The sequence below is a fragment of the Nostoc sp. CHAB 5715 genome (assembly GCF_020829685.1).
GTDB lineage: Bacteria > Cyanobacteriota > Cyanobacteriia > Cyanobacteriales > Nostocaceae > Nostoc.
This window is the reverse complement of sequence record NZ_JAIVFR010000111.1, coordinates 1-11,208: the sequence shown is the minus strand read 5'-3', so window position 1 is coordinate 11,208 and position 11,208 is coordinate 1. Positions and strand designations below refer to the sequence as shown.

Here is an 11,208-nt window from a genome sequence, read left to right as displayed (position 1 = left end):
GCAGAAAAGTCAACATCTAACTTGTCCTTGAATTAAGTTTCTTTGTGAGTTTCTCTTTCTCATAAGACCCAGAGTAAGTCTGCTATTCCTTTCGGTCAGGGGCAAAGTTTGAACCCCTATCTCGTTCATTACAAACGAGCTTTTGCTTTTTACTCCATCCTTTACCCTCCAGAGGATTATGCTTTCCTTGCGGTTGGCTTACTATTGGTATCGACATCCTATAGACTCTATAGGGCTTACCCTGTTATATCGTTTAGTGTATGTTCTCCTTTAGATGTTGACTTTTCTGCGGTGGGGATTTTATTCACACGATTCATAGAAGATAAAGCTATAAATCTACCCACTTACCTTTTGGTTAGAGCCTTTCAGCCTTATTTGGCTCTTTGTGCGATGACGCAGTTTAATCGTCAATTCACGTTCGTTCATCTTGGGAGAACTCCCTTTAGCTCCAAAACCAGTTTCGGCTACCAGTTTCGGCTACGTTTGTGGTCTGCACTCCGCCTTTTTCGTTACCTACTTGGGCGTGACCGAACTCATGAGAGTCCTTTTACACAAGGGTAGAGGGTGTGAATCCTCTAGGGAAGTGGGCTTCCCGCACTAAACGACCTTTCAGGTCGCGCTTATCCCGCGCACCTCTCTGTTAGAACCGTGCTTGCAACTTTCACTGCACACGGCTCCCGATGTTCTTAGCTTGCGCTTTTGCTCATGTGCTTGTAGTCGTGGCATGACTCATGTAATGCTTCGAGGTTATTTGTCTTCCAGTTGGCATGATTTCCATCGATGTGGTGCAGGTTAACCCGTTCGTCACCAGTGAACTTCATACCGCAGGATGCACATTTATGGCTTTGCTTTTTGAGGGCTTTAGAGGTGTGACTGTCGTAGAGCTTGCTGTTACGCGCACTCCAGTAAGTCAAATCTCCGTCATAGGGCGATTTTTCACCTGCTACCATGACGTGTCTGTTTTCGGAGAAGGGAACTGGTGGGAATGCCTTATCTACAAGTTTTTTACTTGAATAGCGGTCATTCTTGGCTTCCTTGTTGAATACCGTGTATGCTCTGTGACTTAGGAACCAAAGTGAGAACCTTGACCCGTTCATCTTGCAGTAGCAGTGGTAGTTCCGCCATCCTCTAACTAAGGGGGCTAATTTTTCAGCTTTGACCTTAGCACCATAATTCAAGTTGTTGACGATAGTTTTTACTTTCTTGCGGAAGGCTTTAAAATTACCCACTGATGGAGTGCTTCTAAACTTTCCGTTGCTCTGAACTTTGAAGTTCCAGCCGAGGAAGTCAAACCCATCTGTCGTTTGCTTTAGCCCAATCCCCGCAAGAAATCGCAGAGTACATGGCAGTTTGCAAGCGATCGCTGGGGATAGTCCCATAGATTCTTCATTCTGACTTTTCCCGTTAAGTCTCTCTAGCAAGCTGCCAACCCTCACACAGGTCGTGCAATTTTAACCAGCCCCGCCACAGTACCTGGATACCAATAGGTGTATTACGCCGATGTTCCAAGTAACCCCCTAAACGAGCGATCGCTATGTAGCATAAAATGCTACGCGAGAACTCTCTGGTGCGAGTAAATAAAAATACTCATAAGCTTTCCGCTCCTCAGTATTGTGCAGGATTTGAGAGTTACAAACTATACAGAGAATTGCCTAGACTATGAATACTTAGTTTCAAGCTTTTTAGAAAACTCAATATACATTGTTTTATCGTTTATCGTGCCAAATTACTTAGATACCACTCGTGAGACAATCAAAAAAACTCAAAAATATTTTAGAGAGAAAAAATGTCTCCAACTTCAATTGCAGAAATTAAAAATATCGATCATCTAGGAATAGTAGCTGGGCTAATTGATGAAATAGGAATAGTTGAAATAATTAATTCTAAATTAGGGATAGACCCTCGTGAGAAGGTTGCAGCGGGAATATTAGTGAAAGCTATTTTAATTAATGGATTAGGATTTGTATCAAGACCTTTATATTTATTTAGTCAGTTTTTTCCAGATAAAGGAATCGAAATATTATTAGAAGAAGGTGTAAAAAGTGAATATATAAATGACGATAAAATTGGAAGAGTCATGGATAAATTATATAAATATGGATTGAATAACCTATTTAGATAAATTGTCTTATCAGTGATTAAAAATTTTAATATAGATACAAAATATTCACATTTGGATGCCACATCATTTCATCTACATGGAGAATATAAAAGTGATGAAAATAAAGATAAAGAAGAAGAAAAAATTAGAGAAAGACCAATAATTATAACAAAAGGATATTCTCGTGACCATAGACCAGACTTAAAACAATGTGTATTAGATTTAATAACAAGTAGTGATGGAGACATACCGTTATTAATGAGAGCTGGAGATGGGAATGAGGCGGATAAAGCCGTATTTGGTCAAATATTAGTAGAGTTTAAAAAACAAATAAATTTTGATAGTATTATGGTCTGCGATAGCGCATTATATAGTCACTCCAATTTTTAGTGCTATTTTATAAGTCAAATATAAAATATTTGATTATTTCTCTTCACGCCGTAGATTAATTTAGTTTTGTTTTCTTAATTATCCTGATTTTTTGCTTTTTTCTTGACTGTAATCTATTTATACTTCAACTTGAAGTGCGGAATGTGGGATAAAGTACGTCCTCCCGTTCACCCGTTTCCGGGTTTACACGGTAGAAAACGTCATCGACAACACGCTCGAATATCCGCTCGTCGTCACTTTGGACTAAAAACCCTGTTCCCTGCACCTGGATAATTAGATATTGCCCGTTTATCTTAGAGCGATCGCCCGTCCTTACCCCTTTGATGTTGGCTTTGATTAGGTGGGTACTGCCAGATTCATTAAAAATGTGCTGTACGCCAGAAGGGGAAGCGATTAACCTGTTGAATTGGGTTAGGATTCCTCCTGAGTTATTTACGCTGAAGGTCAATAGAGCGATCGCAATCAGCAATATCAAAATAAAGTACTCGGCATTGCTGCCAGTTCTTAGCCGAAGATTACGATTACCAGGACAGACACACCGCACCGGGGAAGGCCAGAACATCTCCACCCCGCCCCTGGTGAAAATGTCGGCAAACCAACCAAAGAAATAGCCCACGCTTAGGGCATGAGCGAGATTGAGGAAACTGGGATTAAACAGCGCTGCGGTGTAACCGGCAATTGCGATCGCACCACTGGCAACCAAACTATGAGTGCAGCTGCGGTGAGGCATCCTGCTCTCAAAAAACGAACTTATCCACGGTAGAACACGTCCGGCGGGACTGGTGCTGATGTCGATATCTGGGAGAAGACCTGCGATCGCACCCACCGCGATGATCGTAGGGCTAGCAGTTCCGAGCAGTAGGCTGGTAGCCGTGCCGCTAATTAATAGGTGCGAAATTCCCAGCATTACCGTATCCTCCTGTCTTCTGGTGGTAGGTTGTACAGTAGGCGAGAAATCCCCAGAAAGACAGCAGCCGCGATACCTCCAAATATATAAAGTGCTTGGTCATTTGTTCCCAAGCCAATGAAGCGCATAACTATAAAGGCAATTCCTGCCAAGAGTATCAAGGGTGTGATGTCGAAGTAACGCCTATGATCGGCTCCCTCCATCTCTAGCCCCAAATATTCCTCATCTACAGCCCGCGCCGCCAGCATGGGATTACCCCCGGCTCTTTCCTGGATTTTAGATAATTCTGAGGGTTTAAGTGCGATCGCTCTTTGGGCCGCGGACTGGATCATGATTTCTCGAATTGCATACTCTGGCAGGGGTTTGAGTTCAATTCGGGGGATGTTTATAAAAATGTCGCTGCGCGGTGGGTCTGTTGCCAAGAGCAGCATGGGGCATGGGGAAGAAGTTACCAATGCCCAATGCCCAATGCCCAAAGCGGCGGGGCGGCTATCCCTCTCCACCCACGAGGGGATGGAGTTTCCCGCCGCTTTCAATGAAGCGCTTCAGAACGTAGAAGAGTAATGCAGTAATTGATACAGCAATACAGGATTTAAGTAAATAAGGATTTATGAGGTGATCCGGTTGTAATGACTGCGATCGCCTTTTTGCGTACCTTTTTCGCCTTAAATTATGGGGTTTTACCCTTTGGCGGACTTGATGTTTGAAAAAAAATTTTTCGGGAACATTATTGCTGGGAATAACAGTTAAGCCAAGTTGACAAAGTTTCTATAGGAGGTGGTGATACTCGTCAAAACTCCACAACAACTTAGATGGGCAACTTAGGTCAGAAATCAAAAGGCGATGCCTACGGCGGTAAACTACGCACTGGGTCGCCTTTTCCTCTAAGAAACTGATCTCTTCCCTCACTCTTTGAGGAGAGCCTGTGGTTCTGGTTCTGTTCTGGAAGAATCACTTTTTCTAGACTCAAAAGCAAAGGCGATCGCACCCCCAAACAGCCATCGCCCTTTTCCTCTAAGAAAATTGTCAGTTGAGAGCAGCAGCGTAGTTTACCGCCGTAGGCATCGCTTCTATACAAGCTTTTGATGAGGAGCGATAGTGATCGCCAGTTGCTCCCGGACAGTATGTCATCAGTAGCGTTAACAACGCTGAATTCACTGAATATCCCGATTATCCTCGCTTGTAAATGCCAACTCTTGGAGTGGCAATGCCAACGATTTGGCGATCGCACCCCCAATCCGCAATCGCCCTTTTCCTCTAAGAAAAATTGTTAGTTGAGAGCAGCCGCGATCACACCACTCAAGGTAGCTTGGCTCTATCAACAAAATGCCCTGCTTCAAGTGACATTTGATACCTTTTTTGACGAGCTTGATATTTTAACCATCCCAGGATTTTTAACTCTACATAACTAATCATTTTCTCTTCTCTAGTTTGTATTTTCTGAACACCTCAGTCCAATTACGAACTTTGATTTTTGCTCTTACCCCTCGTACTCTTTACAGGTGTTTCTTCAGCTTCGCTGCTAGCTTTAACTGCTTGCTGATTTTCAGTAGCCGGATTTGATGACGTACTACTGTCGCCGTTTGCTGCTTTTAAGAAAGGTTTGACGTTCCAAGTCTCGGTAGATTCGTGTTTCTTCAATGTTCAGTAAGAGCATAAATTCCATGTCTTCACCGTAAAACGAAAGAAAACTTGTAAACGCCAATCTCCGGTGCGCTTACTCATCCGTCTTCTGCTGTGCAGCAAGTCTCACAGCTTCTACGTCAACATTGAGTTGTTGAGCAATCTGTTCTATACTCATCCCTGTTTTTAGTAACAGTGGCACAGCTGCTTTCAATATTTTTTCTTCACCCTCGGCTTTCGCTTCCCGATAAACCCTCGTTTCCTCTAAATTTAGTCCCAGCATCGCTTCCACTTCCTCTCTACTCAACGAAGAAAACTTGTAAACAGCAATTGTCGATCACACAGCAATATATTTAATTTTGATACACACAATCAGGTTACAGAAAACAAAGCGGTGTTCTTAGAAAATGCTATATAGGGCGAGGTGAAGATTTATCTATAACCAAGTTAGAAGGCATCGCCTACCAACTGAGCAATCCCACTCCTAAAAAGAAAGTTACACAGATAAAATCTGTAACCAAGCCAGAGTCTGTGGAGAAATTAACAGCAGAAGTGGTCAGCTTACAGAATGAGTTACAGAGAAAGGAGGAATTGTTAGCAGAAGCACTGGGAAAGTTGACAGCCTGACGGCGGAATTGTCAGCTGTTAGGCAAGAGTTACAGAGCAAGTTACAGATGGATACAAAGGAGAAGTTACATAACAAAATATCTGTAACTGATTATCAGGCAATACGCGATCGGATTCTGCAAAACTAGCGTGTGTCAAAACGTAACGTCATTGGCTTCCTGTTCACTACCAGAGTAATTGACCACAACTGATGCGCCATCGCGTCCCAGTCGTTCGGCAATGCCACGCCCAATGCCGCGAGATGAACCCGTGACGATCGCCACTTTTCCTGTTAAAGCTGCCATACTAGGACTGCCTCGCTACGCTTCAATCACGCGCTGAACTTGATAGGAACTAGCCTCACTTGCTTTGATGCCGACCTGTTTGATTTTTTCGCCTAAAGCGGCACCCTGCGGATCTTGAGTGAATGCCTGCCAATCGGCTTGAGATTTCCATTGGGCATAGTTCACGACTTTAGTTCCATCCAAGCTTTTGTGATAGCTAGCGGATATAAAGCCTTCGACGATCACTGCACCCTTCGCTTTCATTTCGTCAATTTTTTGGCGATTTTCTTCATTACTGTCGTTGCTCGATCGCACCATTGCCAAAACATTAATGTTGCCTTTGTCGAGTAGAGCAGCGACAATCTTAGAACCCAGCATTCCGGTAGAACTGACAACCAGAACAGTTGATTTTGTAGTCATGATTTTCCTTATAAAGTTTACAGAACGTTGATCTTCCTGATGCTTTGGTCGTATTAAGTAGTAAGACAAAATTAATTACACAAATTTAGACCTGAAATCCTTATCCAGCCTAAAAGAACGTCTTCCAGCTTTCGCACATCGACCTGAATGGCGATCGCCTTCGTGTTGATTCAACAATTACGCGAATTAGAAAGCGATAACATCGTAGCTCGAACGGTTTATTCCGAAGTTCCTCCCAAGGTGGAATATTCGTTCACCGATTATGGTCGGAACTTGGAACCCGTCTTGCACGCGCTTTGTGATTGGGGAGAAGCGCATTTGAGCCGAAACAATCGGCATAAGGACGGTTCAGTTTCCCCAACAACTGCAACAGATTTTTGACTGTCTCCAAAGAGCGAATCGGAATACACTCGACCAAGGCGATCGCCAAGGATTGCATCTGTTCACACTCGGCAGATAAGTAATTGTAAGATTTGAGGTGCTTCAGTCCAACCGTGTAGTCTCCATTCCAGATTCTCACGGTACAACTAAACTCATTACTGGGTTTTTTGGTAATAGAGCGATCGCTCATTGGCCAAGACACGCGATCGCACTTCATCCTCTAAGAAAATGGGGAAGCGATCGCTCTCCCGCCAAGAAGCTGCGATCGCCTTTGTTATATCCTTTATTGTATACTTTGACGTGTTAACACATCACAACATCAACGTAGTTATAACAGCAAAACTCTCAAGAGCGTTGGCGTGTTAATGTATTGACGCACCAAAAGCGGGGCGAGAGTGGATAGGTAAGGGGAGTTGAGGGGGTACAGGGTGCGAGTTTTTTGAAGCTTTACTCAATTTCAGTTTCTCCAGACGCTCGAACCTCGCTATCACCTTGCACAGTTTTAAGAACTGATTCCAGACGATAACCAGCCTCACGCATATAATATCCAGCTGCACCCAGGTCTTCAAACACGCTGTCAAATTGCGGATGAGTTTGCCTAAAAATCTTTCTCAGGCGATCGCTAATTTGCTCTAGTTCTTGCTGAATTGCGATTAGTTCTTGAGTATCATCGTCCATAACTTACTTACCACAAAGACAACTGCCCTGGCGAGACATTAGATTTACCACCTTGATGGTAATAAAGATGACATCCACTGCACAGAGCTATAAGGTTGCCTCTGTGGTTATTTGCTGGATTTCTGTCCCAATGGTGTACCTGTAGCGTGTACACTCTACGTTTTGAGCGTGTTAAATCTGATGTGTTTTCACCTGGGGGAATACATTGTAAACCGCACTTTTGACAACGCCATTGGGCTTGTTGCTTAATTGCAGTGGCAAGTTCTGACCAATTGTCTGGGTACAGAGAATGGGTAAACGTCATTGCTTGTAATGCAACTGAGGCTTGACCAATTGTAATATGAATAGCAGTACGAAAGCTTAACCAAATTCATTCATATAGGCGATTAGGCGATCGCGCTCGTTTCTCGTGGAATTTATCAGTAATTGTACTTCCTCTTGAGTAAGAATTCGTTCTGCCAATCGGTTATGAGCCTTGGGTGACTTAACCAGTATTCCCAAATTAGCCGATACTACCCCCAACTGTTTAGCAAAGGAAAATAGACTCTTTATCGCTCCCACTGCCACCCGCTTAGAATTATCAGAACTACTTAGTGTCATCACCCACAATTGAAAATACATGAGGGTGCAATCAGAAGCGGGTTTGTTGACATGAGAAAAAAACCGCTCGGCATAGCGGCGGTAGCCGTCAACGGTGTTTTTGCTCTTACCGTGCAGCCACAGATCAATTAGTTCTGAGTTGCTGAGAGTGGTCGGAGTATTCAACATTGCTCATTCTTATGTTGAATGCTTTCTCATTAAACCCCACTACGGGGACTATTTGTTGATTAATCAATCTCTGTGACTAGCCATTGCCACTCAGTGACTACGGTGTTGGGGATGTTGAGAACCAATGGCTGGACACTAGCAATACGGTTCGGTTAAGCTTTAAGCCGTATTGAGTATAGAAAAATTGAGTGTTTCCAGTTTGACTCTATGTACGGAAAACGCGCACGTCCGGTTCGCGCAGGGGAGGGGCGGGAGATAATACTCCCCCTCGACCGAACTCGATGTCAATATACATCACAAAAAGATTGTCAAAATGCATAGCAATATTGTGAGGTTTGTTATTTGCCAGAATAGCCGCGCATTTTGACAATCCAAGCAATAATCTGGAACTTCAACACTCGCGCATTTATAGAGAGTTACTCATTTTTATTCCACGGTAACTTTTTCTGACATGCGTCAATCTTGAAGAATGTTCTGTTTGGGTCAAAGGAATTTACTGCCCCAATTGTGCAAGAAAAAGGTTTGCTAATTGCAAGACCGAAGAAAGTTGTTGTCCCGGCGTCTGGGTTGCCGTCAGTAGGATCTATGCGTCGAAGCACTGTACCTGTTTGCGGATCAATCTCAGCAATAAAACCCTGTTGCCCGCCGCCAGCTATGTCACCACCCCCGACCCAAAGATCACCTTGTTGATCAAAGAGAAGATTACCAGCGCTTAAGACTTTGGCTACAAACACACCGTCACTATCAAAATTGAGTGGCACTTGTGTTTGGATTGCTTGATTAATGTCCGTGCGCGAGAAACGCCGAATTTCTCCTGTCCGCGCTCCATTTGGATCAAGACCAATTCCGGTATAAATGTTACCGTGACGGTCAACCCCCACTCCAGATGAAGCACCAGGAATGTTATCAATGACAGTCCGAACTTTCTTAGTTTTCAGGTCAAAGCGTTCAACGGCAGAGCGTGAGAAACTCGCCTCACCTCGATTGATGAATAGCTCTCGTGGACGCCGAAAGTCGGCAGCAGCATGAAACGGGATTAGTGCTACCGACTTTGCTTGACCACCAGTCCTGGGTAAGAGAAAGATACTGCCGTTAAACGGCTGATTAGGGAATTTAGAACCTCCCGCTCCTGTACCCAGAATGAAAAAGCTTCCACCCAGACCAGTGGCGACAAAGGCAGGGTCACTGCCACCACGAAACTCAGGTGGAAGATTTCCTATCAGGTCAAAGTTTGAGCTATCCTTCTGTCTCTGGATTCTGACCTCAGTACCAGTAAAAATGACTAATCTGCCATCAGGAATAAAGTCAAATGCTGTAGAAAACGACCCAGATTCCGGAGGCGGCAGAGTTACATTCTGTGCCAAGGCCTTTGAGACAGGTGAGAAAAGTACCTCTATGGTTACAGTTGCTAGACTTAGCATTCGGAATAAATTGCGGAGCATCATTTTTATCTTCTCTTTACAAGTTTGGTTTATATGTTGAGTGGTATGAGCAGTTGTACGCTAGACATTATTGGTCGAGCCAGGATTCTTCTTTTGCTTTTTTAGCCAAGCTCCTAATCCTATAACTGCACAAGTGCCGAAAAGAGTTGACGGTTCGGGAACTTGTGTGGCATTGATTACCCCAATGGCTTCCAAGTCAAACCCACCACCACCTGGTGAGGTTTGGTAAGGGTCAAAAATTGGACGACCAGAAGCATCTAGAAAATCACCACGACCTGGAATATCCACAAGTCGAACAAAATTAATCTGATTGAGGTTTAATAATCCACTGGTTACTAATGAATCAGTGTTTAAAGTTTCTAAGTCAAAGGGAGTACCGAAAGAATCACTAATTACTTCGCCCGTAATGTTGTCAACAAAAGCATTATTGACATGTTTACCTGCTAGGTTAAAAATGTCGGTTGAATCAACGACTCCAAAGGAACCCACTGGGTTTGGGGTTAGAGAAGTACTAGGAAAACGGGCAAAGTTAATGCCATCGGTAGAAACTTCCACATAAGCCAATTCTGCAAAAGTCCCTCCCGAAAACTCGAAGCCATTTTCAAATACAGCAAAATCAGCACCAGTCCCATTGCGAATTATGGAATCGAAGCCCAGAGTAATCTGACCAGGGGCTACTCCACCATCAAGTTGGTCAGTAGTGAGTTCGCCCAAAGAAACGACATCATCAAATTGAGCCGTCACTGCACCCAAAGCTTTTGCCGGATTTGAAAAGCTTGGTACTACACCTGGTGCTGGCGAGTAATCTTTAACTTCTGTTGCAAAACCCACAAAAATTGGGTTGACAAAGTTATTTGGAGTAACTTTACCAGGGCCATCTAGGCCAACAAATCCTGGAACCCCTGGGTCAAATGGATTAGAAGGATCGAAAGTAGGAAAAGAAAAGGAACCAGCAACAGCAGTTCCTCCCGTTAGCGCCACTGTTAGTGTTGCTAGTCCTAGACTGAATGCTTGCAGATTGTTTAAACGCTGGACAGTTGATGCAATTTTTCGACAAAAGTGGTTCATAAGTAAAAATCCAATAGTGTAATGTTGTTAACATGACATACTATTAAAAATAGGTTTTTTGCTTGACTTTATTTGTAAAGTTAAGATGAAGAATTAATTAGTGTTAATTACTGCTAATTAATTCTCTACTTAAAAAAAATCTTCTCTGTCAATCGCCTCCCCCCTCATACAACACATCTTATTAGTACATATACACTACAAAAATTGTTATTTCACCGGATGGTACAGCCCATCGGCGTTGCATAAATGCGGGATGAATCAGAGAAACACGGGTATTTCACGATACTTTAAATAATGAAGTAGTAATCGAATTGAATGTTTAAGCATATCCACGGATTTAGAATAGCAGAGTGTTTTTCGGTGTAGTCTTGCCAAGTAATGGCGCAAGCGGGTATTCTCGCCTTCAACCCTAGTAGACATCTCCAAAATAGTAACATTCTGTGGTAAAAGAACAGCAGAGAGCTTTTTTGACACAGAAATATGAGCGATATACTGAACCACATTGAAGATAATCCTAAACAAACACAGCGCTTAATTGGT

At 43.3% G+C, this 11,208-nt stretch carries 15 protein-coding genes and 4 pseudogenes; 4 read left to right on the top strand and 15 right to left on the bottom strand.

Annotation, left to right across the window (positions count from 1 at the left end; all coding sequences use genetic code 11):
• Positions 1-686 precede the first annotated feature (686 nt).
• Positions 687-1,301: pseudogene (locus LC574_RS08670) on the bottom strand (group II intron reverse transcriptase); the annotation flags it as partial.
• A 103-nt stretch (positions 1,302-1,404) separates the two neighbouring features.
• A pseudogene (locus LC574_RS08665) lies at positions 1,405-1,533 on the bottom strand (IS4 family transposase); the annotation flags it as partial.
• Between the two features lie 253 nt (positions 1,534-1,786).
• On the opposite strand from LC574_RS08665, the pseudogene LC574_RS08660 reads away from it, so the two are divergent.
• Positions 1,787-2,473, top strand: a pseudogene (locus LC574_RS08660) (IS1634 family transposase); the annotation flags it as partial.
• Between the two features lie 142 nt (positions 2,474-2,615).
• On the opposite strand, the gene LC574_RS08655 reads toward LC574_RS08660, so the two are convergent.
• Entirely contained in the window at positions 2,616-3,398 is a 783-nt protein-coding gene (locus tag LC574_RS08655; protein ID WP_229452921.1) for a metal-dependent hydrolase, read from the bottom strand.
• The gene (locus LC574_RS08650; RefSeq protein ID WP_229452919.1) at positions 3,398-3,730 is read right to left on the bottom strand and encodes a hypothetical protein; all 333 of its coding nucleotides are present in this window, start codon (positions 3,728-3,730) and stop codon (positions 3,398-3,400) included. Before LC574_RS08650 ends, LC574_RS08655 begins: the two co-directional genes overlap by 1 nt.
• Here LC574_RS08650 and LC574_RS08645 point away from each other — a divergent pair.
• A complete protein-coding gene (locus LC574_RS08645) occupies positions 3,729-3,962 on the top strand; it encodes a hypothetical protein (RefSeq protein ID WP_229452918.1) in 234 nt (77 codons plus the stop codon). The two genes, LC574_RS08650 and LC574_RS08645, sit on opposite strands and share 2 nt — an antisense overlap.
• Before the next feature lie 283 nt (positions 3,963-4,245).
• On the opposite strand, the gene LC574_RS08640 is transcribed toward LC574_RS08645, so the two are convergent.
• The 5 genes and pseudogenes from LC574_RS08640 to LC574_RS08620 form a co-directional block, all read right to left on the bottom strand.
• Positions 4,246-4,476, bottom strand: coding sequence for a hypothetical protein (locus LC574_RS08640; RefSeq protein ID WP_229452917.1), 231 nt, complete (start codon positions 4,474-4,476; stop codon positions 4,246-4,248).
• 380 nt (positions 4,477-4,856) lie between these two features.
• Entirely contained in the window at positions 4,857-5,039 is a 183-nt protein-coding gene (locus LC574_RS08635; protein ID WP_229452915.1) for a hypothetical protein, read from the bottom strand.
• A gap of 76 nt (positions 5,040-5,115) precedes the next feature.
• On the bottom strand, positions 5,116-5,328 hold the full coding sequence (locus LC574_RS08630; protein WP_229452913.1) for a hypothetical protein: 213 nt from the start codon (positions 5,326-5,328) through the stop codon (positions 5,116-5,118).
• A gap of 463 nt (positions 5,329-5,791) precedes the next feature.
• A pseudogene (locus tag LC574_RS08625) lies at positions 5,792-5,932 on the bottom strand (SDR family NAD(P)-dependent oxidoreductase); the annotation flags it as partial.
• Between the two features lie 15 nt (positions 5,933-5,947).
• Complete coding sequence (locus tag LC574_RS08620) at positions 5,948-6,331, bottom strand: antibiotic biosynthesis monooxygenase (protein WP_229452912.1); 384 nt, start codon at positions 6,329-6,331, stop codon at positions 5,948-5,950.
• A 147-nt stretch (positions 6,332-6,478) separates the two neighbouring features.
• On the opposite strand from LC574_RS08620, the gene LC574_RS08615 reads away from it, so the two are divergent.
• Both LC574_RS08615 and LC574_RS08610 read left to right on the top strand, forming a co-directional pair.
• Positions 6,479-6,712 carry a helix-turn-helix domain-containing protein gene (locus LC574_RS08615; protein ID WP_229452911.1) on the top strand — a complete coding sequence of 78 codons (234 nt, stop codon included), beginning with the start codon at positions 6,479-6,481 and terminating at the stop codon, positions 6,710-6,712.
• A 97-nt stretch (positions 6,713-6,809) separates the two neighbouring features.
• On the top strand, positions 6,810-7,019 hold the full coding sequence (locus LC574_RS08610) for a hypothetical protein (RefSeq protein ID WP_229452909.1): 210 nt from the start codon (positions 6,810-6,812) through the stop codon (positions 7,017-7,019).
• Between the two features lie 140 nt (positions 7,020-7,159).
• Here LC574_RS08610 and LC574_RS08605 read toward each other — a convergent pair whose 3' ends face one another.
• The 6 genes from LC574_RS08605 to LC574_RS08580 all read right to left on the bottom strand — a co-directional run bounded on the left by LC574_RS08605 (position 7,160) and on the right by LC574_RS08580 (position 11,142).
• The gene (locus tag LC574_RS08605; protein ID WP_229452908.1) at positions 7,160-7,390 is read right to left on the bottom strand and encodes a hypothetical protein; all 231 of its coding nucleotides are present in this window, start codon (positions 7,388-7,390) and stop codon (positions 7,160-7,162) included.
• A 7-nt stretch (positions 7,391-7,397) separates the two neighbouring features.
• On the bottom strand, positions 7,398-7,694 hold the full coding sequence (locus LC574_RS08600; RefSeq protein WP_229452906.1) for an HNH endonuclease: 297 nt from the start codon (positions 7,692-7,694) through the stop codon (positions 7,398-7,400).
• 56 nt (positions 7,695-7,750) lie between these two features.
• Entirely contained in the window at positions 7,751-8,158 is a 408-nt protein-coding gene (locus LC574_RS08595) for a hypothetical protein (protein ID WP_229452904.1), read from the bottom strand.
• A gap of 416 nt (positions 8,159-8,574) precedes the next feature.
• The gene (locus LC574_RS08590) at positions 8,575-9,603 is read right to left on the bottom strand and encodes a hypothetical protein (protein ID WP_229452902.1); all 1,029 of its coding nucleotides are present in this window, start codon (positions 9,601-9,603) and stop codon (positions 8,575-8,577) included.
• Positions 9,604-9,660: 57 nt separating this feature from the next.
• A complete protein-coding gene (locus LC574_RS08585; protein WP_229452900.1) occupies positions 9,661-10,668 on the bottom strand; it encodes a PEP-CTERM sorting domain-containing protein in 1,008 nt (335 codons plus the stop codon).
• Positions 10,669-10,926: 258 nt separating this feature from the next.
• The gene (locus LC574_RS08580; protein WP_368736676.1) at positions 10,927-11,142 is read right to left on the bottom strand and encodes an IS1 family transposase; all 216 of its coding nucleotides are present in this window, start codon (positions 11,140-11,142) and stop codon (positions 10,927-10,929) included.
• Between the last annotated feature and the right edge of the window lie 66 nt (positions 11,143-11,208).

What these genes read in the sequence shown, in the direction of transcription:
- LC574_RS08605 (WP_229452908.1), bottom strand. Translation starts at nt 7,390, where the DNA reads ATGGACGATGATACTCAAGAACTAATCGCAATTCAGCAAGAACTAGAG.
- LC574_RS08615 (WP_229452911.1), top strand. Translation starts at nt 6,479, where the DNA reads ATGGCGATCGCCTTCGTGTTGATTCAACAATTACGCGAATTAGAAAGC.
- LC574_RS08655 (WP_229452921.1), bottom strand. Translation starts at nt 3,398, where the DNA reads ATGCTGGGAATTTCGCACCTATTAATTAGCGGCACGGCTACCAGCCTA.
- LC574_RS08595 (WP_229452904.1), bottom strand. Translation starts at nt 8,158, where the DNA reads ATGTTGAATACTCCGACCACTCTCAGCAACTCAGAACTAATTGATCTG.
- LC574_RS08600 (WP_229452906.1), bottom strand. Translation starts at nt 7,694, where the DNA reads ATGACGTTTACCCATTCTCTGTACCCAGACAATTGGTCAGAACTTGCC.
- LC574_RS08590 (WP_229452902.1), bottom strand. Translation starts at nt 9,603, where the DNA reads ATGATGCTCCGCAATTTATTCCGAATGCTAAGTCTAGCAACTGTAACC.
- LC574_RS08585 (WP_229452900.1), bottom strand. Translation starts at nt 10,668, where the DNA reads ATGAACCACTTTTGTCGAAAAATTGCATCAACTGTCCAGCGTTTAAAC.
- LC574_RS08650 (WP_229452919.1), bottom strand. Translation starts at nt 3,730, where the DNA reads ATGATCCAGTCCGCGGCCCAAAGAGCGATCGCACTTAAACCCTCAGAA.
- LC574_RS08620 (WP_229452912.1), bottom strand. Translation starts at nt 6,331, where the DNA reads ATGACTACAAAATCAACTGTTCTGGTTGTCAGTTCTACCGGAATGCTG.
- LC574_RS08645 (WP_229452918.1), top strand. Translation starts at nt 3,729, where the DNA reads ATGATTTCTCGAATTGCATACTCTGGCAGGGGTTTGAGTTCAATTCGG.